The sequence below is a fragment of the Enterococcus sp. DIV0802b genome (assembly GCF_050543535.1).
Taxonomy (GTDB): domain Bacteria; phylum Bacillota; class Bacilli; order Lactobacillales; family Enterococcaceae; genus Enterococcus_D; species Enterococcus_D entomosocium.
In genome coordinates this window covers 1,698,448-1,719,921 of record NZ_CP172941.1, presented here as the reverse complement: position 1 = coordinate 1,719,921, position 21,474 = coordinate 1,698,448, and the positions used below count along the sequence as shown (strand labels likewise).

At 42.5% G+C, this 21,474-nt stretch carries 24 protein-coding genes; 6 read left to right on the top strand and 18 right to left on the bottom strand.

All coding sequences use genetic code 11. The features are described from left to right. Window positions 1-76 precede the first annotated feature (76 nt). Window positions 77-316 (bottom strand): DUF896 family protein, encoded by a 240-nt coding sequence (locus IGJ12_RS08160; RefSeq protein ID WP_005236078.1) that lies wholly within the window; start codon window positions 314-316, stop codon window positions 77-79. Between the two features lie 136 nt (window positions 317-452). On the opposite strand from IGJ12_RS08160, the gene lexA reads away from it, so the two are divergent. Next, entirely contained in the window at window positions 453-1,073 is a 621-nt protein-coding gene (lexA, locus tag IGJ12_RS08155) for a transcriptional repressor LexA (RefSeq protein WP_005226165.1), read from the top strand. Between the two features lie 128 nt (window positions 1,074-1,201). Then, entirely contained in the window at window positions 1,202-1,414 is a 213-nt protein-coding gene (locus IGJ12_RS08150) for a hypothetical protein (protein WP_005236082.1), read from the top strand. Between the two features lie 75 nt (window positions 1,415-1,489). On the opposite strand, the gene IGJ12_RS08145 is transcribed toward IGJ12_RS08150, so the two are convergent. From IGJ12_RS08145 to obgE, 7 genes are all read right to left on the bottom strand, one after another. Continuing rightward, on the bottom strand, window positions 1,490-2,002 hold the full coding sequence (locus IGJ12_RS08145) for an adenine phosphoribosyltransferase (RefSeq protein ID WP_005226167.1): 513 nt from the start codon (window positions 2,000-2,002) through the stop codon (window positions 1,490-1,492). An 11-nt stretch (window positions 2,003-2,013) separates the two neighbouring features. Further along, a complete protein-coding gene (gene recJ / locus IGJ12_RS08140; protein ID WP_194188793.1) occupies window positions 2,014-4,314 on the bottom strand; it encodes a single-stranded-DNA-specific exonuclease RecJ in 2,301 nt (766 codons plus the stop codon). A 147-nt stretch (window positions 4,315-4,461) separates the two neighbouring features. Next, on the bottom strand, window positions 4,462-4,899 hold the full coding sequence (locus IGJ12_RS08135; RefSeq protein ID WP_005236087.1) for a lipopolysaccharide assembly protein LapA domain-containing protein: 438 nt from the start codon (window positions 4,897-4,899) through the stop codon (window positions 4,462-4,464). Window positions 4,900-4,911: 12 nt separating this feature from the next. Beyond that, window positions 4,912-5,700: an SDR family NAD(P)-dependent oxidoreductase gene (locus IGJ12_RS08130; RefSeq protein ID WP_430619552.1), complete on the bottom strand. Its 789-nt coding sequence runs from the start codon at window positions 5,698-5,700 to the stop codon at window positions 4,912-4,914. Further along, window positions 5,684-6,640, bottom strand: coding sequence for a ribonuclease Z (gene rnz / locus IGJ12_RS08125; RefSeq protein ID WP_194188794.1), 957 nt, complete (start codon window positions 6,638-6,640; stop codon window positions 5,684-5,686). The genes IGJ12_RS08130 and rnz overlap by 17 nt, the downstream gene beginning before the upstream one ends. Window positions 6,641-6,712: 72 nt before the next feature. Further along, entirely contained in the window at window positions 6,713-7,288 is a 576-nt protein-coding gene (locus tag IGJ12_RS08120) for a DUF456 domain-containing protein (RefSeq protein WP_005236092.1), read from the bottom strand. 180 nt (window positions 7,289-7,468) lie between these two features. Beyond that, entirely contained in the window at window positions 7,469-8,782 is a 1,314-nt protein-coding gene (gene obgE, locus IGJ12_RS08115) for a GTPase ObgE (RefSeq protein ID WP_429967174.1), read from the bottom strand. Between the two features lie 249 nt (window positions 8,783-9,031). Between obgE and gap the strand changes: the two genes are divergently transcribed. Next, window positions 9,032-10,042 carry a type I glyceraldehyde-3-phosphate dehydrogenase gene (gap, locus tag IGJ12_RS08110; RefSeq protein WP_042890377.1) on the top strand — a complete coding sequence of 337 codons (1,011 nt, stop codon included), beginning with the start codon at window positions 9,032-9,034 and terminating at the stop codon, window positions 10,040-10,042. A gap of 50 nt (window positions 10,043-10,092) precedes the next feature. On the opposite strand, the gene IGJ12_RS08105 is transcribed toward gap, so the two are convergent. Together IGJ12_RS08105 and IGJ12_RS08100 are read right to left on the bottom strand one after the other, a co-directional pair. After that, a complete protein-coding gene (locus tag IGJ12_RS08105; protein WP_086317402.1) occupies window positions 10,093-11,043 on the bottom strand; it encodes an alpha/beta hydrolase in 951 nt (316 codons plus the stop codon). A gap of 177 nt (window positions 11,044-11,220) precedes the next feature. Continuing rightward, complete coding sequence (locus IGJ12_RS08100; protein WP_430619551.1) at window positions 11,221-12,312, bottom strand: DUF871 domain-containing protein; 1,092 nt, start codon at window positions 12,310-12,312, stop codon at window positions 11,221-11,223. Between the two features lie 182 nt (window positions 12,313-12,494). Here IGJ12_RS08100 and IGJ12_RS08095 point away from each other — a divergent pair, with 182 nt between their 5' ends. Further along, the gene (locus tag IGJ12_RS08095; RefSeq protein WP_008381897.1) at window positions 12,495-13,244 is read left to right on the top strand and encodes a peptidylprolyl isomerase; all 750 of its coding nucleotides are present in this window, start codon (window positions 12,495-12,497) and stop codon (window positions 13,242-13,244) included. A 52-nt stretch (window positions 13,245-13,296) separates the two neighbouring features. Here IGJ12_RS08095 and fabZ read toward each other — a convergent pair whose 3' ends face one another. Further along, complete coding sequence (gene fabZ / locus IGJ12_RS08090) at window positions 13,297-13,737, bottom strand: 3-hydroxyacyl-ACP dehydratase FabZ (protein ID WP_005226178.1); 441 nt, start codon at window positions 13,735-13,737, stop codon at window positions 13,297-13,299. Between the two features lie 206 nt (window positions 13,738-13,943). Here fabZ and fabI point away from each other — a divergent pair, with 206 nt between their 5' ends. Next, window positions 13,944-14,699, top strand: a complete 756-nt coding sequence (fabI, locus tag IGJ12_RS08085; RefSeq protein ID WP_005236100.1) for an enoyl-ACP reductase FabI — start codon at window positions 13,944-13,946, stop codon at window positions 14,697-14,699. Between the two features lie 147 nt (window positions 14,700-14,846). Continuing rightward, complete coding sequence (locus IGJ12_RS08080; RefSeq protein WP_005236101.1) at window positions 14,847-15,764, top strand: mechanosensitive ion channel family protein; 918 nt, start codon at window positions 14,847-14,849, stop codon at window positions 15,762-15,764. A gap of 34 nt (window positions 15,765-15,798) precedes the next feature. Here the strand turns inward: IGJ12_RS08080 and cbpB are convergent, their stop codons facing one another. From cbpB to IGJ12_RS08045, 7 genes are all read right to left on the bottom strand, one after another. Next, window positions 15,799-16,302, bottom strand: coding sequence for a cyclic-di-AMP-binding protein CbpB (cbpB, locus tag IGJ12_RS08075; RefSeq protein ID WP_005226181.1), 504 nt, complete (start codon window positions 16,300-16,302; stop codon window positions 15,799-15,801). 109 nt (window positions 16,303-16,411) lie between these two features. After that, on the bottom strand, window positions 16,412-16,924 hold the full coding sequence (locus tag IGJ12_RS08070) for a metallophosphoesterase (RefSeq protein ID WP_430619550.1): 513 nt from the start codon (window positions 16,922-16,924) through the stop codon (window positions 16,412-16,414). Beyond that, the gene (rph, locus tag IGJ12_RS08065; RefSeq protein ID WP_087664159.1) at window positions 16,921-18,273 is read right to left on the bottom strand and encodes a ribonuclease PH; all 1,353 of its coding nucleotides are present in this window, start codon (window positions 18,271-18,273) and stop codon (window positions 16,921-16,923) included. The genes IGJ12_RS08070 and rph overlap by 4 nt, the downstream gene beginning before the upstream one ends. Continuing rightward, window positions 18,274-19,089, bottom strand: coding sequence for a glutamate racemase (gene racE / locus IGJ12_RS08060; protein ID WP_008381904.1), 816 nt, complete (start codon window positions 19,087-19,089; stop codon window positions 18,274-18,276). Between the two features lie 231 nt (window positions 19,090-19,320). After that, window positions 19,321-19,977, bottom strand: a complete 657-nt coding sequence (locus IGJ12_RS08055) for an amino acid ABC transporter permease (RefSeq protein WP_005236107.1) — start codon at window positions 19,975-19,977, stop codon at window positions 19,321-19,323. Window positions 19,978-19,994: 17 nt separating this feature from the next. Beyond that, on the bottom strand, window positions 19,995-20,642 hold the full coding sequence (locus IGJ12_RS08050; protein ID WP_005226186.1) for an amino acid ABC transporter permease: 648 nt from the start codon (window positions 20,640-20,642) through the stop codon (window positions 19,995-19,997). 11 nt (window positions 20,643-20,653) lie between these two features. Continuing rightward, window positions 20,654-21,463 carry a transporter substrate-binding domain-containing protein gene (locus tag IGJ12_RS08045; RefSeq protein ID WP_008381907.1) on the bottom strand — a complete coding sequence of 270 codons (810 nt, stop codon included), beginning with the start codon at window positions 21,461-21,463 and terminating at the stop codon, window positions 20,654-20,656. Between the last annotated feature and the right edge of the window lie 11 nt (window positions 21,464-21,474).

Sequence of the window (21,474 nt, the reverse complement as noted above, 5' to 3'; positions counted from 1 at the left end):
TTTTTTACCTTTATTACATCTTTTATTATACGTGATCCAGATGCTTATTTCAATAGCAATGAAAAGGAATTCACAATTATCTGCCGTGGAGACCTTTTTTCTTTTGAATCTCTTTTAATTTCTCTGGTGTCACATCAGCACCTTCAGGATCAACGATCTTCATTCCTTCGATATGGTGACGCATTCCTCCACGAAAGGCGGTTAAATACTCGTCACGTAGAACTTTTTGTTCGTTCGTTTCTGCCTCAGTCAATCCCTCTGTTTTTTTCTTGTTGGCAAGTTCATTGATTCGAGCTAATTTTTCTTGAGATAGCATATTCGTTCCTCCTTTTCCCTCTTGATTTTACTACAAACTAGCGAATAAAAACAATAGTGTAAAAAGCGAACATTTGTTTGAATATTCGATATACCTATGGTACACTAATGTTATCAAATGAAAGAAGGTGTCAGTTTTGGCAAAACGAACAGAAAATCGACAAATCGAAATTCTTAAGTTCATTCATACCCGTGTCACTGAAAAAGGCTATCCGCCGACTGTTCGCGAAATTGGCGAAGCCGTTCAGTTATCTTCTACCTCAACTGTTCATGGCCATTTGTCCCGACTTGAAAAAAAGGGGTTGATCTTACGAGATCCTACAAAACCCAGAGCCATTGAATTAACTGCTTCCGGTCTTGAAAAAATCGATGTTCAGCCAGCATCCATTCCGATGCTTGGTGTCGTAACTGCGGGAGAACCGATTTTAGCAGTGGAAGATGCATCCGATTTCTTTCCGATTCCGCCAGATTTAGCAAATAGTACCGGTAGTTTGTTTATGTTGACGATCCGAGGAGAAAGTATGATCAATGCTGGCATCCTTGACGGCGATCAAGTGATCGTTCGCAAACAACAAAGTGCGCAAAATGGTGATATTGTGATCGCTATGACAGATGAAGATGAAGCTACTTGCAAACGATTCTATAAAGAAAAGAATTACATTCGTTTACAACCGGAAAATGATTACTTAGAACCAATCATTTTGCCTGACGTAACGATTTTAGGATTGGTTGTTGGGTTGTATCGACATCTGCTTTGATGCTCAACGAGCTGACTAGGAAATCTTCGTTTTTACGAAGATTTTTTTCTTTCCTCTTTACAAAGCGAACAAACATTCGTATAATAAGTATACAAACATAAGTTCGTATTATTTAAGGAGTGAATGAGATGAAAGCAGTTCGTCGATTTGGTTTTATGTTGTGGGTATTATTGATGGGAATTGTTATTGGCTATTTTGGCGTTTTAAGTGCTGTTCTGATTTTTTGCCCTCTAATGATGCTTTGGTTCATGCTTTGGGATGAAAAGAAATTCCGCCAAGCAGAGCGCAAACGTAACCGCCATTATTATCACGATCATGATTTTTATCGTTACGAACCATGATCCTTCCCCTACATACGCCATAAGGCAGAAGAAACAAAAAAGGACTCCTGCGAGTCCTTTTTTGTTTCTTCTTTTTTAGTATTCCATTAACGTCTTGATTTCAACACCTTGGATTTTGTCTCTTCCATGTAAATCCATTAGTTCGATCAAAAAGGCACAGCCCACAACGATACCGCCTAGTTTTTCTACGAGTTCAATCGTTGCTTTGATCGTTCCACCAGTTGCTAGTAGATCGTCACAGATCAAGACACGTTGTCCTGGTTTGATAGCATCGGCATGCAACGTCAAAACATCCACGCCATACTCTTTTTCATACTCTGCTTCAATGGTTTCCCGTGGCAATTTGCCTTTTTTACGTACTGGGGCAAAGCCGACACCTAACTGGTACGCAACTGGACAACCAACGATAAATCCGCGGGCTTCTGGTCCTACCACCATATCGATGCCTTTTTCTTGTGCATACTCAACGATCTGCTGTGTCGCATAACGATACGCTTCTCCATCAGCCATTAACGGCGAGATGTCCCGAAAAATAATTCCCTCTTGGGGATAATCCGGAATACTAGCAATATACTCTTTTAAATCCATTTTTTTTCCTCCTAGACTGTCAACCACTGACGTAGGGTTGATAAATCACTCATTAATAAAAATTCTTCTGTTTTGATCATTTTTTGTCGTTGCTGATACAAATGACTCTCTGTCAGCGGACGAGAAACAGGATCAGCCGTTTTATTCAAAACACCATCTTGTATTGTAACAAATTCCAGCTCAGAAAACACCTGAATCATAAAAATAAGTAATTTTTCTGGAATTTTTAGATAGTCAGCGACCATCTTTAATTTGTAGCGAATATCCAAACGAGGCTGCTGCTTGATCAATTGAAAAAGCCGACCATATTGCTCTCTGGTGCCAACCCCATCTAAATAGGCATCTTCCGTCGAGTAAAACACAAACGCAATTCTTGAAGCATGAAGCGCTTGAACGACCTCTTTGATCACAGCAGAATCAGCAGGACAATCTAAAAACGCGATCTCTTGGAACGGACCAGCACAAAATGTATCTTTCACAGCAGCCACCGAGTCGAATAAGATCGTTTGTCCACAAAATCCTTGCAGCTCTCGAGGCAGTTTCTTATTGAAAACGACCCCTAATGTTTCATTTCCCAGAGAGACACCTTGCCGACTCCTTTTCGAACGATAATCAAACAACTGCAGCCCTTCCACTGCAAAGTCATCCAACATCAGCTGCGGTTTTTTGTTGCCATTCCATTCATTGATTGAAAGCTGACCGACGATCGATAGTCGATCATTTTCAAACTCTACTGAGTCTTTTCCAAAACCAAAGCCAATCACATCTAGCTGTAGATTGGACTCATCTGTCATCACTAACTTCAAGTGCTGGTTTTCGGTACCAATCTGGCGGGCATTTTGAGTCGATAAATTGGAAAACAGAAATTTCGGTAACGGATTGTCCGTTCCGAAAGGCGCTAAAACGTTTAAAGACTCAATAAAGTTGATCGATACTTCCGCCAATGGCAGTTCCTCATCGATCGCTAAGGGGATTCCCTGACTAAGATCAATTCCATTTTCTTCCACATAGCGATTCATCTGAGCTTGTAGCATGTCCAAATGATCAATCGGGATACTTAAGCCGACCGCCGCATGATGACCACCAAAACTGGTAAACATGTCTTTCATCGTAGCCAACATTTCAAATAGATTCAACGCAGCGACACTTCTACCTGACCCTTTTGCTAACCCATTTTCTTTTTTGGTCAAAACGATCACGGGCTGTCCGGTACTTTGCATGATACGTCCAGCTACGATTCCTAAAACCCCTTCGTGCCAGTTATCACCTACGACCAGATGAACATGATTGGCAGGGTCGATTTTTTCTTGCGCTTCTTTCATGATTTCTTCAACGAAAGTTTTTCGCTGCTGATTGATCGTATCTAATGTCTTGGCTAAGGTTACTGCTTCTTCTTCATCAAATGTGGTTAACAAACGAACAGCAGGATTAGGATCTTCCAACCGACCAATTGCATTGAGGCGGGGGCCAACAGCAAAACCAATATCGGTTTCGTTGACTGTTCGTTTTTTCAACCCACTGACCGTCAACAACTCATTCAAACCAAGCCGATCAGTTTGTTGGATCATTTTCAGGCCATTGCTGACTAGTAGTCGATTCTCATCTGTCAAAGAAACCATATCAGCAATCGTCCCAATTGCAACAAGGTCCAGCAGTTCGACGGGCACTTCTTCTAATAGGGCACAAGCCACTTTAAATGCGACACCGACTCCCGCTAAATCACCAAACGGATAGTTTCCTTCAGGGTGACGGGGATGAACGATGGCAAAGGCTTCTGGGAGTTCTGCAGGAAGTTCATGGTGATCCGTCACGATCACATCGACCCCTTGCCCTTGAGCATAAGCAATTGCCTCATGTCCAGATACCCCATTATCAACGGTGATGATCAATTGCGTCCCTGCCGCAATTTTATCTTGATAGACAGTTATGTTGGGACCATACCCATCTGAAAAGCGATTGGGCAGATAATATTCAGCTTCAGCCCCTAGCAACTCCAGTGTTTCTTTTAATACGGTGGTGCTCGTAATCCCATCTGCGTCATAGTCGCCATAAATCAAGATCCGCTCACCATTTAAAATGGCTTCATGGATCCGTTCCACGGCCTTATCCATATCATGAAAGAGAAACGGATCATGAAGGTATTGCAGATCCGTTGATAAAAAAGCGTCTAGCGCTTCTGCTGTTCGAATATTTCTTTGCCATAGCAACGCGCCGATGCGCTCAGGAATCTTTCTTGCTTGGATCAATTCTTTAAATACAGGGGTAGCTTCGCTATCTTGCGGTAGCACCCAATGAAAATTTGCACGTTTCACCAAATCACTCCTAACTAGGTTATTATAGCAAAGTTTATGTAAAAAGGAAAAACAACGAAAGAAACAATTTATTTTTTCATGTCACAAAAAAGAGCTTGCAGCGAACGATGCGCCGGCAAACTCTTTTCTTAATTGCTCTCATGTATTCTAGGCTTGCGATTCAAAAGACTTCATTTCTTCATCAATCGTTGGCGGCGTTGAGGCGCCTGCAGCACGTGACGAAAGTTGCGCTTCTTGATCGTCGAGTTGTTGCTGCCTAGCTGCTAACTCCGCCTGCTTGTTGATATATTCTCGTTCCAAGGCTTCTCGTTCATCTTGCAGAACTTTCTCGTTATTCGTGCGATAATCCGAGAGCTCTTTTCTCAATTGTTTTAGTTCTTTTTTTTGACGGAACATTGCACTTGTGGAAACCAGCAACAAAATCAATGCGCCTAACAAAGCAGAACCAATAATGACTAAGATCAGTGGCGATTGAATCGTTGTGAAGCCAAAATTGATCGGAACAGTCATATTGTTTGCAACCGCAAATAAAACGATCACTAAAATCAGTAAAATACCAACGATAACACGCCATTGATTTTTCATGGGTTTCAACTCCTATTTTTTGTTGAACATCGTTCCTGCCATATAATCCCCGATTGCAGGAAACAGTGTATACAGTTTTGCTGCCGCCCCTAAAATATGTGGGCGATTGATTTCTCGTTTTGGATGAATCATGGCTTTGACGATCGTTTGTGCCAATTTGTTTGGTTCAAGGACAAGGCTGCCCACCGATGATAAGTAACTACCGCTAGGATCTGCTTGGTCAAAGAATGCCGTTTCGATCGGCCCTGGGTTGACCGTTGTTACGTTGATCCCCAGTGGTTTTAGTTCTAAACGTAAGGCGTTAGAAAAACCAAGTACAGCAAATTTCGTTGCAGAGTAAACTGCGGTCTTCGGCGTAGCGATCTTACCCGCAATTGAAGCAACGTTTATGATATGACCATGCTTTTGTTCACCCATTTGAATCGCAACTTGCTGAGTCAAAACCATCATCCCAAGTACATTGACTTCAAACATATTACGGATGACCGCAGGATCCATCTCTGTAAACTCTTGAAAGATCCCGTAGCCAGCATTATTGACAAAGACATCGATCTTTCCGACTTTCTCACTGATTTTTTCTAATAAGCGCTCCACGCTTTCAGGATTTGCTACGTCCAATTGAAACGCATACGCTTCTTTGCCGCTTAATTCCATACATTGTTCTTTGACTTTTCCGATCAAATTCGTCCTCCGGGCACAAGTCACGACGATCGCACCACGTTTTGCGGCTTCATAACAGATTTGTTCTCCAAGTCCGGCAGAACCACCTGTTACAACGACAACTTTATTCTCCAAGTTCATCTGATTCTTCCTCTCCGGCAAAAGGGATCTCGACAACATCAAAATCTTTGACGATCAACGTATTCGGAAATACTTCTTTTGCTTCATTTACTAAATTTGTAATATCTTTGCCAACATAGCGCGCGCTGATATGGGTCAATAGCAAACGCTTGGCGTGAGCTTCTTGGGCAACTTCAGCAGCTTGTCGCGTCGTCGAATGAAAATAAGCGCGAGCCAACTTGGCTTCTTCTTTGTTGAAGGTACTTTCATGTACCAAAACATCCGCATCTTTCGCTAAAAGCACGGCGTTTTGACATTTACGGGTGTCACCTAATATTGTCACGATCCGTCCTTTTTTGGCTTGACCTAAAAAATCAGCTCCATTGATTTGACGACCATCATCGAGGGTAACTACTTCACCTTTTTTCAAACGTCCGAAGACAGGACCAGGTTTCAGCCCAAGTTCAAGCAATGCTTGCACTTGCAACTCCCCTTGATGGCTTGCTTCGACAATACGATAGCCAAAACTATCAATCCCGTGATCAAGGCGCAGACAAGATACTTCAAATTGCTGATCTTTAAAAAGAATCCCTACTTCTTCAATCTCAAAAAAATGCAATGGATAGCTGACTTTCGTCTGAGAAATCCGCAAAACGGTTTGAATGTATGCTTTGATCCCCTTGGGTCCATAAATCTCTAGAGGTGTGTCTCCGCCTTGAAAGGAGCGGCTGCTGATCAATCCTGGCAATCCATAAATATGATCACCATGAAGATGGGTAATAAAGATTTTTTCAATCTTTCTCGGTCTAATCGTAGAATGCAAGATCTGCATTTGTGTCCCTTCGCCACAATCAAAAAGCCAAACGGCATTGCGTTCATCTAATAATCGTAACGCAGTGCTGGTCACGTTTCGATGTTTCGCAGGCACTCCAGCACCTGTTCCTAAAAATTCTAATTCCATAAGCTTCTTTCCTTTCATCTCTTTCCAATTTTAGCGGAAAAGAAATCAAGTTGCAATTGAAGCTTGCGGTTTTTATTTCTCGGATTGGCTATCGGATTCATCGTTATGGGAATTTTTCCAATCCTCTTGAACACGTGCCTTGGTGGATTCTTCGACTTTTTTGGCCGTCTCGATCTCTGCCTCGACATCATCGTAGTCAAAACGAGTGATGTCACCGCCTAATTCATTCATGATCAGTTGGTTCAAAGGACGATTGTCCTCTTCATCGGCAATCAATAATAACCCCGTATCGCCTACACCAATTTGGTTTCCGACGTGTTCGAAGAGCATTTGCGCATTTTGGATCTCTTTTGCGTCACGAGTAGCACCGATCATACTACCGCCAAACCAGCCCAGCATGATTCCCAAAGGCCCACCTAACACACCAACGAGCATCCCGATCAAACCACCAGTTGATGTCTTATTGTTTCCAGTAAAATCAAGAAAATCCTCGACTTTAAATTGATGCACGCCTTCATTGGTGTGGGTAAGAACCGCCATTTGCTCTCCTTTGATCTTTCGTTCCATATGCATCCGTTTCACTTCAGAAAAGGCTTGATACGCTTTGGCACTAGCATCAAAGTTCATTACAATGACTCGTTTTGACATAAAAATCGCTCCCTTTGGTTTATTTGTTCTTTTCTTTATTTTAACAGTAAATCATTTAAATGAAAAAAGAAACCAAAAAGACTGCTGATCATTGATTTCTTAGAGAAAATCAATGATCGGCAGTCAAAACCAATTCAACTATGAAGGATTTTTTTAAAAAAATGATGTTCTTTTAAACGCTTATTCGACAAACTCAAATTCAAAATTACCGATACGCACAATATCACCGTCTTTGGCACCTCTCGCACGCAATGCTTCATCGACACCCAATCCACGTAATTGACGAGCAAAACGCATCACAGTCTCATCGTGATCAAAGTTCGTCATTTGGAATAGTTTTTCGATTTTCTCACCGCTCAAGATCCAAGTTGCATCAGGATCGCGATCGATTGCAAACTCCGGTTCATCCGATTGGAAGCCGTAATGAACCACATCTTCTTCGATTTCTTCATCGTACAAGAGGAACTCAGGAGTGACTTCCAATAGATCCGCTGTCGCATTCAGCAAGGCATCGATTCCCTTACGAGTGACACCAGAGATTGGGAAAATCATTGGTTCATCCGCGAACTCATCCGTTTTTTCTTTTGCCAGCTGCTCTTTGAAAAGGGCTAGGTTTTCTTCAGCATCCGGCATATCCATCTTATTGGCAACGATGATCTGTGGGCGTTCTAGTAAGCGCAAGTTATGGGTCAACAATTCATTGTTGATGGATAAATAGTCTTCATATGGATCGCGCCCTTCCATGCCGCTCATATCGATCACATGTAAAATAACCCGCGTCCGTTCGATATGACGTAAAAACTGAGTCCCTAAACCAACACCTTGCGAAGCACCTTCGATCAAGCCAGGCAGATCGGCTACTGCAAAACTACGACCATCAGTGGTCGTTACCATGCCTAAATTTGGTACCAGTGTTGTAAAATGATACGCGCCGATTTTTGGACGAGCAGACGAAATCACAGAGAGTAATGTTGACTTCCCAACTGAAGGGAAACCAACTAAACCAACATCTGCTAAGACTTTTAGTTCGAGCTCGATCTTTCTTTCTTGACCGGGTTCTCCGTTCTCTGCTAATTCTGGGGCTGGATTTTTTGGAGAAGCAAACCGAATGTTCCCACGGCCGCCCCGCCCGCCTTTTGCGATTACTAATGTTTGACCTTGCTCAATCAAATCACCTAATAAGGCACCTGTTTCAGCATCACGAACGGTGGTGCCTTGGGGTACTTTGATGTAAGTATCATCTGAGCCACGGCCGTGCATTCCTTTACTCATGCCATTTTCCCCGGGTTGCGCTTTAAAATGACGATTAAAGCGGAAATCCATTAATGTACGCAAACCTTCGTCTACGACTAAAATGACATCACCGCCACGTCCCCCGTCCCCACCTGCGGGTCCGCCGTCTGGGACATATTTCTCTCGGCGAAAAGCAACCATCCCGTCGCCGCCTTTTCCTGCTTTGACATCGATTGTCACTTGATCTAAAAACATGGACATTATTTGTCCTCCATTCTTTTTTTACTACCTTCTATACTTTTTGATTATCAGTTATCTCACTTTAAGTGGTTACTATTTCTCTAATAAGAAAGTCTATTTTATTGTAACGACCGAAACGCCTTTTGTCTATCTTTTCTCATGGGTTTCCGTAAGAAATCGCGAATTCTTAAGGGTTATTCTTTGACAGTCACAGGAAATCGTAGCAAACTTTTAAGTGTACCAGTACACAATCAAAGGAGGAAACAAGAAATGACAGTAAAAGTTGGAATCAATGGTTTTGGACGAATTGGACGTTTAGCTTTTCGTAGGATCAGAGAAGTTTCTGCCGATATTGAAGTTGTGGCAATCAATGATTTGACGAGTCCAGTCATGTTAGCACACTTATTGCAATTTGACTCGACCCACGGCACGTACCCTGGAACTGTTACTGCAACGGATAATGCTATCGTTGTCGATGGCAAAGAGACCCGAGTGTACGCTGAACCAGACGCAAGCAAAATCCCCTGGGCAAAAGAAAATGGCGTCGATATCGTATTAGAATGTACGGGTTTTTACACTTCCGCAGAAAAAGCCCAGGCCCATCTTGATGCAGGTGTCAAACGAGTCGTTATCTCCGCACCAGCTGGTAATATGAAAACGATCGTTTACAATGTCAACTCAGACACGTTAACACCGGATGATACTATCATATCCGCAGGTTCTTGTACGACCAACTGCTTAGCTCCAATGGCCTACTTTTTAAATGAGGAATTCGGGATCGAAGTTGGTACGATGACGACGGTTCATGCGTATACTTCTACTCAAATGCTATTGGATGGTCCTGTAAAAGGCGGAAACTTAAGAGCCGCTCGTTCCGCTGCTGACAACACGATCCCTCACTCAACGGGTGCCGCCAAAGCAATCGGTTTGGTTATCCCAGAATTAAATGGCAAATTACAAGGCCACGCCCAACGGGTTCCGGTCGTCGATGGTTCTTTAACAGAGTTAGTCTCAATTTTGAAAACCAAAGTAACCGCCGATGAAGTCAATGAAGCGATCAGAAAACACACCGTCGATAATCCGTCATTCGGTTACGATGACCGTGAAATCGTCTCTGGAGATGTGATTGGTACCACTCAAGGGTCTATCTTTGATCCGACACAAACAGAAGTAACCACTGCTGGCGATTTCCAACTGGTGAAAACCGTCGCTTGGTATGATAATGAATACGGCTTTACTTGCCAAATGATTCGCTTGCTAGAAGAATTTGCTCGTTTATAAGCTAAAGGTCAAGCAAAAAGTGCCGGTTCTTTTTTAGAACCGGCACTTTTTTATTCACTTGCTGGATGATCGTATTTGTCCAAAAAAGCTGCAATGTTTTCTTTATAAAGGTCTGGATCTGTTTTGTAGCTTTTCGCATGCTCGGCACCTGAAACAACCCACTTTTCTTTTGGTGCGTCGGTCGCGTTATACAAAATATCCAGCATCGAATAAGGAACAAACGTATCCGCATCGCCATGGATAAAAAAGATCGGACGCGTATTCTTTTGCAGTTGTTTGACTGCATCTGCTTCACCGAAGAAATACCCCGCTCGGATTTTTGTGACAAGACTAGTGACATTCATCAATGGAAAGGCCGGTAGACCAAACAATTGATCGAGTTGATAACCCAATTCTTCATTGACGTTGGTATACCCACAATCTTCAATAATAGAAGTGACATTTTTCGGTAAGTCTTCCCCACTGGTCATCATTACCGTGGCAGCCCCCATACTGATGCCATACAAAGTGATCGTTTCTTCAGAACCATTTTTTGTGAGTACTTCATCGATCCATTGCAAATAATCCTTACGTTCGTGCCACCCAAAACCAATATAATCTCCTTCGCTTTGACCATGCCCTCGAGCGTCTGGAACCAAGACATTATAGCCTAAATCATGATACATCTTAGCGTAGTCCGCCATCGTTTCTGCGTTCCCCATATAGCCATGCGCGATGATCGCCGTTTTCCCGCGATTCTTCTCCTCCGCCGGTAGATAAATGGCGGATAATTTTAAATCATCTTCAGAAGTTAGCTGCCACATCTCACGATTTGCTGGATCTGTAAACCAATTTTGCGATTCATTTCCCGTCTGATTTTCATCCGTACCAGGGGTATCTCCTTCCAAAAAATCTTTTTCTGAAGGAACCACCGCATAATCATAAAAATAGTTTCCTGCATACCCTAACCCCGCAATTGCTAATACAGCCACTCCGATGGCAATCTTCCAGCGCAATTTCACACTTGTCACGTCCTCTTGTTATATAGTTTACATAATATTATTATGGTTTCATCATTCCTCAAGGAAAGAACCCACTACATAAATTACCGTTTTTTGCTCATGTTTGTCAATCGCAAGCGCCCAAAAAGAAAACCATTGCCAACAATCTTTGTTGGCAATGGTTGATTTTCGTGGTAATTAGTTATTTTCGACCAATTTAAAACTTGACCAAGGTTTCAAAAATTCTAATAAGAATAGTTCCTCATCAGCGATCTTACCAACGACATTGACTCGACCATCATTTTTCATTGCTTTCAAGGCGATTTGCGTCTCCCCTTTGTATTGTCCATAGCCAGCATTATCGATCAAGACATCCCCTCTTACCATATCACGGGTATCATGAGGTGGAAATTCCTTGTCTTTATAATAGATCCGCGTCATCGTTGAACGCAAGATATATTCCGAACGATCTCCTCGATAGCTGTGCAGATTATCGAAGAGACAAATTCGTTCATCTTCAGTGATTCCGTCAACGACATCGACTCTTAATGTCGGATAATCCGCGTGAAACGCTTCAGCCATTGCTGCCAATTCTGCTTCTGAAGCATAGGCATTTCCAACAGAGATATCATCGATCAAGCCAGTCAACACTAAATGTTTGACTTGCGTAGCTAGTGGCAGATCACGATGATCTTCCAAAGAGCATAAACCATCTTGTGTTGGCCATGGACCGAAATCAGCTTCGTGAGAATTCACGAAAGCCATCGTATTTAAATTGTATTTGCGGAATTTTTCCGAACAAAAAACGAAATGGTCGTAGCCCAACCCTGAATAGCGATGAGGATAGAAGTTATGCGAGCCTAGTAAATTTTCATTATTAGGCGAATAACTCATGATGTTATCCACGTAGCTCGTACCACTGCTCATATTGATTTCGATTTTAATCCCGTAAGGATTACGCGTCATTTTGGCTTCTTCTGAACCAGTAAAACCAATATCTAACCGAACACCGTAAGCCCCCATCTCATCAAAGAAGGATAAATCATCATAAGAAATACCTAGCTGTTCGAATAAACCAGGATTGATATCTACCATGACTTCCATTCCTAACTGATTGGCATAATCCACGACTTGTTTAAAGTCTGCCAAGACTTTTTCTTTGTCATCGTTGATTTGCAGCAAACTGGTAAATACCCGTTTAAAGCCGTATTTGTGTGCCAAGTCTAAATACGCTTTGTCCTTTTCAAACGTTGAGCGCTCTGGATAAATCGATATCCCTAATTTTCCCATCAAAAAAACCTCCTGTAAATTCTATCCGTTTATTATAATGAATCCTCTTTCATTATAGCAAACATCTAAAAAGTGGTCTACACCTTTCCGCCTGTTTCTTTCTCATTCCACAAAATCTGCGCTTTCTTCTATGTCTCTTTTTTGTTATGATTATCATTAAGAAAACTGGAAGGAATGAAAGAATGAAAAAAATCCTATTCACACTGACAGCAGCTGCTAGCCTTTTATTATTAGCTGCTTGTACAGGTTCAAGTACCACCGATCCCTCATCAAGCAATTCGGCAGAAAGCACGTCGACCTCAGAATCCGTTGACTTGAATGCCCTGGAATTGCCGCAATTATCAACGGATGTGCAAGAGAATGAAGCTTTAGTTGAAATGGTGACGGAAGAAGGCTCGATCAAAATCAAACTTTTCCCAGAGATCGCGCCCAAAGCAGTCGAAAACTTTTTGACCCATGCCAAAGATGGTTATTATGACGGCTTGACTTTCCATCGTGTCGTAGAAGAGTTTATGATCCAAGGGGGCGACCCTAATGGTGATGGCACTGGCGGAGAAAGCATATGGGGCGAAGGATTCGGCGAAGAATACTCGAACCAGCTTTATCACTTGCGAGGCGCATTGGCAATGGCAAAATCAAGTGCGCCAAACAGCCAAGGCAGTCAATTCTACATCGTTCAAAATGATCAAGACGTATCCGACGGTCTAGCGATCCAACACTATCCTGAAAAAATCATCGAAGCCTACAAAAATGGTGGAACACCACAATTGGACGGTAGCTATACCGTTTTTGGTCAAGTGATCGAAGGCATGGATGTCGTAGATAAAATTGCGCAAGCAGAAACCCAAGACTCTGGCAATGGTGAGAATTCTCAACCGGTTGAGCCAGTGAAGATCGAAACGATCAAGGTCTTACAAGAAGCCAAAGAATAAATAAAAAAAACCGCTGAAGTCTCCGATACTCGGGAATTTCAGCGGTTTTCTTTTACTTTTGGTCGCCTACGATAAAGGTAAATTCGCACTCAGCAGCTTTTTTGCCATCCACTGTCGCTACCGCATCAGCAGTTCCAACGGAGCCTTTGATTTTGGTGATCTCAAAAACAAGTTTCATAGTATCTCCCGGAACAACTTTTTGACGGAATTTGGCTTTGTTGATGCCGCCGATATACGCCGTTCTACCTTGGAATTCCTCGGATTTCAAGATCAGGATCGATCCTGCTTGTGCCAATGTTTCTAAAATCAAGGCACCCGGCATTACTGGATTTCCCGGAAAATGACCTTGGAAAAAGTCTTCGTTGATGGTAACATTTTTCGTTGCGATAATCTTTTTGCCAGACTCGATTTCATCGACATAATCAATATATATAATTGGGTAGCGATTTGGAATCAAATCCATGACTTCTGTTTCAGTCAATAGTTTTTTCATGGTTTCCCTTCCTTGCTTAAGAATTTATTATAGTTTGATTATCAAAGTATCATAGTTCAGCGGAATTCGCAACTAAATATTTATTAAGAAAAAAATAGTTTGACAATCAAACAATTATGCTTAATAATTAGAAATCAAGATAGTTTGATTTACTATTTGTCATTATACGTATTTTATTATTGTTGAATTTATTAAGGAGTGGAATTATGAGTTTTTTAACCGGTAAAAAAGTTGTCGTCATGGGCGTTGCCAACAAACGCAGTATCGCTTGGGGCTGTGCACAAGCATTAAAAGCACAAGGAGCCGAAGTGATCTACACGTATCAAAACGACCGCATGAAGAAGCCTTTAGAGCGCTTATTGGAATCTGATGAATTTGTAGTGGAGTGTGACGTCGCTAATGACGAAAGCATTGCTGCCGCCTTTGATACAATCAAAGAATATGCTGGAGAGATCCATGGTGTCGTCCATGCCGTCGCTTATGCTAATAAAGAAGATCTTTCTGGCGACATTTTGAATATTTCTCGTGACGGTTATGCTTTGGCGCAAGACATCAGCAGTTATTCATTGATTGCCGTCACTAAATATGCCAAACCAATCTTAGCTGAAAATGCTGGAATCGTTACCCTTTCCTACTTAGGTGCCGAACGGGCAGTACCAAACTACAACATGATGGGTATTGCGAAAGCTGCTTTGGAATCAAGTGTTCGCTATTTAGCTGCCGAACTTTCACCGCAAAAGATCCGTGTCAATGCGATTTCAGCTGGCGCCATCAAGACGCTGGCAGTAACTGGTGTAAAAGACTATCAAAAACTGATCCAATTGTCAGAGGATCGAACACCAGATCATATTGGTGTAACGATCGAAGAAGTCGGCAATGCTTGTGCCTTCTTGATCAGTCCTTTATCAAGCGGGATTATCGGCGAAGTGATTTTTGTTGATAAAGGCGTTCATTTATCTTAATCAATAATTGTCATAGAAAAGTCTGCTATTTGCCTACCCGTTGGCTGAGCAGGCTTTTTCTGAAAAAAACAGGTATTTCAGAAAACCTCCTTTGCATTTCTATTTTATCTTCGTTAAAATAGATGCAGTAAGACTTGGAGGGATTTTATGAAACAACTGCTACTCGCAGCTAGCACGACCGATTCAAGTGGTTCCAGCATTACTGAACCAGCAGCTGCTCAGCTCAATGCATTGCAAAAATGGTGGGCGTCCATCGACTGGGAATCGATCATTGGCCTACTGATTCAAAAAGCATTGATGTTGCTTTTTTTATGTATCCTATTCGGTATTTTATTGAAAATAAGCAATATGATCATCGATCGGATCTATCGTTCCTATGAAAAAAAAGCCAGTTTCAATGTGAGTCGAATCAACACGATCCATACCCTGATCCGCAATACGGTTCATTACACATTAGGCTTCTTTTTTGTCTATGCACTCCTTTCAACCATCGGCGTACCTGTAGGCTCGCTACTAGCCGGTGCCGGAGTCGTCGGTGTCGCCCTTGGTTTAGGCGCCCAAGGTTTTATGAACGACTTGATTACTGGCTTCTTTATTATTACCGAGCAACAAATCAATGTTGGTGATTACGTCCGCTTGACCAATCTGACGCTTGAAGGTACGGTGACGGCAGTCGGTATTCGGACTGTTCAATTAAAATCCGTTGATGGAACCGTTCATTATATCCCAAATCGTAACATCACGACCATCAGTAATACATCAAGAGCCAATATGCAAGTCGTGGTCGACGTACGAATCTTACCATCTGAAGGCTTAGATGAAATACGTGCCATCATTGAAGAAGTCAATGAACAGATTGCTCAGCAGCATGAAGAAGAGATTCAAACGGCCCCTACGGTCTTCGGTTTAGTGGATCTGGGGAACAACAACTTTGCAATTCGTACGACCATGTATGTGACCAACGGTACGCAATGGAAAATCAAAGAGGAATTTTTGGCCGCATCGATCGATGCTTTAACTGCCAAAGGCTATACGATCCCCAATGCGCCGATCGTCGGTATTTAAAAAAGGTTATCCCGAAGCTGGGATAACCTTTTTTCTATACCACATGCAGTTCATCTGTCATCTTTGGGGCATCTTCTTTAGAAATCAGCAAATAGCGTCTTTCAATTTCGTGCGCCAAATGATTGACGGATTTTAAAATCTCTTTGCGGGTGATAATCCCAACAAAGACATTGTCATCATCAACGATCGGCAAGAATGCTTGATCTACTAACAAATGCAGCATACTTTCCAACTCATCGTTTTCTTTGATGCAATTCACATTGACTTCCATGACATCTGCCACAGTCAGCCCTTCAATATTTTCCATACTGAAGCCAGTGAGATCCATCATGCGTTCTACGATGTTTGAGAGGCTGATTAAGCCGACTAAATGGTCCTCACTATCTAGTACAGGGATCTTTGAATAGCCCACTTTTGATAAAACAAGCAATGCGTGACTCAAAGGGTGGTTATAAAATACCGATGCCACATTTTCTGCCGGCACCAAGAAATTTTCTTGGTTCTCGAGTAATATTTTTTCTACGGTCTGTCCTATCAATCTAATTGCCTCCATTTCACAGCTACTCTTCTATTTTACTTGAAAATGAGAATAGAAAGTAGAAACCTGCAAAATTATAATGAAATTTTTACTTTTTGATTCCGCTTACTTAGCGTGTGAAAACAAAAGCTAGCTCAGGGACTTTATGAAAGGAACGATCATAGTATTGGATTGCCCATTGTTCTGGCGTACTTTCGATAATCGCAAAGCTTTTGATTTGAATTTGCCCTCGCGGTTGGGAAATACTGCCGGGATTCAGGAAAAGTCGATTCCCGACTTTCTCACAAGCAATTTGATGCGTGTGACCAAACAGTGCGACCGAGGCATCGGCTTGTTGCGCTTGCAGCCCTAATTTCGTTACACCAAAACGGACATCTGCTAAGTGGCCATGAGTCATATAGATGGTGTCCAGCGGCGTTTTGATGATACGCTCATTGGGAAAACCACCGCCATAATCGCAATTGCCGCAAACGACTTGAAAAGTATCCCACAAAGGGTCTGTGTCAGGTAGTTCGGAGTCCCCACAGTGCAGGAATAAATCGACTTGATTTTCGAATTCATTTTTAAGATCAACAAGAATCTCACGATCTGAATGATTGTCACTGACAACTAAATATTTCATGCATTTTCTCCTTCTAACCACTCCTGCCACTGTTCCTGCAGCTTTTTGATTGCTAGACCACGGTGGCTGACTCGGTTCTTTTCTTCTTGACTCATTTGGGCTGCGCTTTGCTCTGAACCATCAGGAATAAACAATGGATCGTAACCGAACCCATTTTCTCCACGAGGGATACGGCCGATTCTTCCCGGCCATTGAGCTTCAACCACCAAACTATCTTTTCCTGGCGCTGCGAAAACTAACGTACAGTGAAATTGAGCACTGCGCTTGTCATCTTCGACATCCGTCAATTCGTAAAGTAATTTTGCATTATTAGCAGCGTCACTTTTTTGCTCACCAGCAAATCGAGCAGAGTACACCCCTGGTCGCCCCCCTAATGCATCGACTTTCAGTCCTGAGTCATCAGCTAACACCGGTCTTCCCAAAATTCTGGCGATGGTTTCCGCTTTAAGGCGGGCATTTTCTTCAAAGGTGGTGCCGGTTTCTTCAACATCCGGCAAGGAAGGATAGTCTTTTAAGGTGCGGACATCGTAACCTGCTGCGCCAAATACGGCTTTAAACTCCTTGGCTTTTCCTGGATTGCCTGTAGCAATGACAATCGTTTTTTCGGGAATCTCATAAGGGGGTTCATCTGGTAAAAACAGTGCCTCTTTTTGATAGGCAATCAATTCTTCGATAGCTGTTTTTCCGTAGATCAGCATCTCATTCAACTGCTGGCCATCAAAGGTTGCTTCTTCCCCAGTTCCTTGCAATTCGACAAATCGACCAGATTCCGTCATCACCAAATTCATGTCAACAGCAGCTGAAGAATCTTCTTGATAATCGAGATCAGTCACACAGGTACCATCTGGTAAGATCCCGACACTAATTGCTGCCAAATGCTCCTTGATTGGATCTTCCGTCAATGCTTTGTCACGCAACAAGGTATCGATAGCTAAACGCAACGCGACAAAAGCGCCGGTAATACTGGCTGTTCTGGTACCGCCATCCGCTTGGACGACATCACAATCGACGACGATACTACGTTCCCCTAATTTTTCTAAATCGACTACGGCTCGTAAGGAACGAGCGATCAGCCGTTGGATCTCCATCGTACGACCAGAAAGCTTGCCTTTGGCACTTTCTCGACGATTACGAGTGTTGGTCGCTCGTGGGAGCATACTGTATTCGGCTGTGACCCAGCCTTTTCCCGTATCTCGTAAAAACGGAGGGACCCGATCTTCAATCGTTGCCGAACAAATCACGGTTGTGTCACCAAAAGAGATCACAACCGATCCTTCGGGGTGTTTGTAGACGTTGGTTTGAATGTTGACTGGTCTTAACATTGTTTCTTTTCTGCCATCATGTCGCATTTAAAAGCCTCCTAAATCAGTGTGAATCGATGAGATCGTGTCTAAATCAAGCCAATCATTGGCAATCTCATCAAATATTTTCGGTGAACCAGTAGTAAAAAATGCATGTTGCGGATGCGGATCGTCCTGACTCGTTGCTGCAATGGAAAAATAGTCCAACAAGGTACTGACTTCCCCCACCGTTTCTGCCCCTGAATCAATCAGCTGGATATGGGCGCCTAATTCATTTTGGATCAAAGGGCGCAATAGAGGATAATGAGTACAGCCCAGAATCACTGTATCTAACCGCTTGTTTTTCAATGGACGCAACGTTTCTGCCACGATTTTCTTGGCGACCGAGCTATGGTATTGTTTGCTTTCTACGATCGGCACAAACTTTGGGCAAGCCAAACTGACGACTGACGCATGGGGCGCTTTGCCATGAAGAGCGCGCTTGTAAGAGTCGCTTTTGATCGTTCCATTTGTTCCGATGACACCGATTCGCTGGTTTTTGCTTGCTTTGACTGCTGCTCGACTACCGGGCAGGATCACGCCAATCACCGGGATCGCTAGTTTTTCTTTGATTTCTTCAAGGGCGACCGCTGTCGCTGTATTACAAGCGATCACCAACATTTTAATGTTTTTTTCTAATAAAAAACGGGTCATTTGCCACGTATACGCGATAACTTGCTCAGCAGGTCTCGGACCATACGGGCATCTGGCTGTATCTCCCAGATAAAGAATCGATTCGTTGGGTAATTGCTTGATTGCTTCTTTGACGACCGTCAACCCACCAACACCAGAATCGATAAAACCAATTGGTCTGTTGTTTGTCATAGTTTCCATCCTTTACATGAAAAAAAGAGTTTGGTGCGTTTTTCTCTCTTATTCATTTTGGACTTTTTTTGTCTATTTTTCAAGTATTCCTTTCGTTTGCTAAAAAAGCTTTCCCAAAAAACACGAAACGGTCAAAAAGAAAAAAAGCCCCAACGATTGGCTCACAACCCACAAGTTGCACTTGCATGGGTAAAAGACCGATCGTGGGGATGATTTTGTCGATTATTCTTTTTAGTAATCGTACTGACGTTTTTCCAAAAAGCCAGAAAGCAATGATAATGCATAACAAACCAAAAAGTATAAAACAGTCATTGCCAAAAACATAGGCAAAACATAGTTTGTATTTTGACCATAAATGATTCGAGCATGATGAGTCAGCTCTGGTAAAGAAATAATCACGGCTAATGACGTATCTTTGATCAAAGAGATCAACTGACTGACGATCGCTGGCAACATCGCTTTAAATGCCTGTGGCACGACGATACTCCGCAATACTTCGACATAGCTTAGCCCTGTTGACAAACCAGCTTCCATCTGCCCTTTTGGCACAGCATTCAAACCAGCACGAAAGATTTCAGAGAGCATCGCTGATTCAAAAATCGTCAACGCCACAACCGCTGACCAAAAAATATTAAAGCGGATACCGATCTGCGGCAATGCAAAGTAAGTGAAAAAGATGATCAAGAGCAAAGGCAAGTTACGAATAACATCGATCACGACACCTAATACTTTCGAAAAGACCGGGATCGAGCTGAAGCGCAAAATGCCGGCGATCCCTCCGATAATAAAGCTAAATAAAATCGATAGGATCGACACTTCAACTGTTACCCGCAAGCCATCGATCAAGAAGCGAATGTTAATCGCTGAAAAAGCTTCAAAAAAATCCATAGTTCGTTAGCTCCTTTCTATGAGCGGACAGCCCAACGCCGTTCCAAGTAAACCATCAAATAAGACAATGGTAGGGTAATGATCAAATAGAAAAGACCAACAATGATATACGTATCGAATGTATTGAAGGTCTCACTTGCGATCAAATCCCCTTGATACATAATATCTAATCCTGCGACCATCGCCAAAATTGATGAGTTTTTAACAAGATTGATAAATTGATTGCCTAACGGCGGTACGACGATCTTAAAAGCCTGAGGCAAAATAATGTAACGCATCGCTTGGCTGTACGTAAAACCAGAAGACAAGGAAGCTTCCATCTGGCCTTTAGGAACCGTTTGAATCCCTGACCGGATCGTCTCAGCGATAAATGCCGATGTATAGATCGTTAAGCCAATCGTTCCCGCTTGAAAACCGTCAAAAGAAACCCAATACATTGGCACAACGACATAAAAGAACATCACGATGATCAATAAGGGAATATTTCTAAAAAACTCAACATACGCTTTGGCAATCCCTTTGATGAGGCGATTGTCTGACAACTGAAAAATTGCCATTAAGGTTCCGATCAAAAGACTAAAAAACAGTGCGATCAAACTCGCCATGACTGTGTATTTAAAGCCTTCAATAAACTGACCGGTATACGTTTGAAATAATTCAACCATTCGGTTTCCTCCTACTCTACTTTTCCTGATTCGTCTTCAGGGAACCACTTGTTGTATATCTCATCATAGGTTCCATCTTCACGCATTTCCCGCAAGGCTTGATTCACTGCATCAAGAAACGGCTTTTGTCCTTTATTGATGGCAATCCCATAAGGTTCTTCTGTAAAAGTTTCGCCAACTAAATGGTAATTGGGATTTTCACTCGCCATCCCTAATAAGATCGCATTATCCGTGGTCATAGCATCCCCTTGACCAGATTGTAAAGCAGTAAAGGCTTCCGCATAATTCTCAAGTTCTAAAATTTGCGCTTCTGGTGCTGCTTCACGGATGTTCACAGCTGAGGTAGAGCCTTTCACGACCAATACAGTGGTGTCTGCGGTCAAATCTTCGATCCCTTGAATAGGACTGTCTTTGGCAACTAATAAAGATTGACCTGCATCAAAGTAGACATCGGAAAAATCGACCTGTTTTTTACGTTCTTCCGTGATAGTCATCGTGGCGATGATTGCATCGATGTTGCCGTTTTTCAAAAGAGGAATCCGGGTTTTTGAGGTAACTTCAACAAAGATGGCATTGCCATCACGACCTAAAATTTTCTCAGTGATTGCACGAGCGATATCAATATCGAATCCCCGTACTTCTCTAGTCGCGATATCCATCAATCCAAAAAGACGGGTATCGTTTTTTACGCCCCAAACGATCTGATTCGTCTCTTTGCTGTTTTCTAAAATATCGATATCTGCGGCACTTTGTCCTTTACAACCTGAGAAAGTCACAAGGGCAAAGGCTAAGACTAGAAAGGAAAATATTTTCTTTCTCATAAGGGTTCCTC

Excerpts from the sequence above, each read along its gene's own strand:
- IGJ12_RS08160 (WP_005236078.1), bottom strand. The coding sequence starts at position 316 with ATGCTATCTCAAGAAAAATTAGCTCGAATCAATGAACTTGCCAACAAG.
- IGJ12_RS08150 (WP_005236082.1), top strand. The coding sequence starts at position 1,202 with ATGAAAGCAGTTCGTCGATTTGGTTTTATGTTGTGGGTATTATTGATG.
- IGJ12_RS08145 (WP_005226167.1), bottom strand. The coding sequence starts at position 2,002 with ATGGATTTAAAAGAGTATATTGCTAGTATTCCGGATTATCCCCAAGAG.
- IGJ12_RS08135 (WP_005236087.1), bottom strand. The coding sequence starts at position 4,899 with ATGAAAAATCAATGGCGTGTTATCGTTGGTATTTTACTGATTTTAGTG.
- IGJ12_RS08130 (WP_430619552.1), bottom strand. The coding sequence starts at position 5,700 with ATGAACTTGGAGAATAAAGTTGTCGTTGTAACAGGTGGTTCTGCCGGA.
- rnz (WP_194188794.1), bottom strand. The coding sequence starts at position 6,640 with ATGGAATTAGAATTTTTAGGAACAGGTGCTGGAGTGCCTGCGAAACAT.
- IGJ12_RS08120 (WP_005236092.1), bottom strand. The coding sequence starts at position 7,288 with ATGTCAAAACGAGTCATTGTAATGAACTTTGATGCTAGTGCCAAAGCG.
- obgE (WP_429967174.1), bottom strand. The coding sequence starts at position 8,782 with ATGTCCATGTTTTTAGATCAAGTGACAATCGATGTCAAAGCAGGAAAA.
- gap (WP_042890377.1), top strand. The coding sequence starts at position 9,032 with ATGACAGTAAAAGTTGGAATCAATGGTTTTGGACGAATTGGACGTTTA.
- IGJ12_RS08100 (WP_430619551.1), bottom strand. The coding sequence starts at position 12,312 with ATGGGAAAATTAGGGATATCGATTTATCCAGAGCGCTCAACGTTTGAA.
- IGJ12_RS08095 (WP_008381897.1), top strand. The coding sequence starts at position 12,495 with ATGAAAAAAATCCTATTCACACTGACAGCAGCTGCTAGCCTTTTATTA.
- fabZ (WP_005226178.1), bottom strand. The coding sequence starts at position 13,737 with ATGAAAAAACTATTGACTGAAACAGAAGTCATGGATTTGATTCCAAAT.
- fabI (WP_005236100.1), top strand. The coding sequence starts at position 13,944 with ATGAGTTTTTTAACCGGTAAAAAAGTTGTCGTCATGGGCGTTGCCAAC.
- IGJ12_RS08080 (WP_005236101.1), top strand. The coding sequence starts at position 14,847 with ATGAAACAACTGCTACTCGCAGCTAGCACGACCGATTCAAGTGGTTCC.
- IGJ12_RS08070 (WP_430619550.1), bottom strand. The coding sequence starts at position 16,924 with ATGAAATATTTAGTTGTCAGTGACAATCATTCAGATCGTGAGATTCTT.
- rph (WP_087664159.1), bottom strand. The coding sequence starts at position 18,273 with ATGCGACATGATGGCAGAAAAGAAACAATGTTAAGACCAGTCAACATT.
- racE (WP_008381904.1), bottom strand. The coding sequence starts at position 19,089 with ATGACAAACAACAGACCAATTGGTTTTATCGATTCTGGTGTTGGTGGG.
- IGJ12_RS08055 (WP_005236107.1), bottom strand. The coding sequence starts at position 19,977 with ATGGATTTTTTTGAAGCTTTTTCAGCGATTAACATTCGCTTCTTGATC.
- IGJ12_RS08050 (WP_005226186.1), bottom strand. The coding sequence starts at position 20,642 with ATGGTTGAATTATTTCAAACGTATACCGGTCAGTTTATTGAAGGCTTT.
- IGJ12_RS08045 (WP_008381907.1), bottom strand. The coding sequence starts at position 21,463 with ATGAGAAAGAAAATATTTTCCTTTCTAGTCTTAGCCTTTGCCCTTGTG.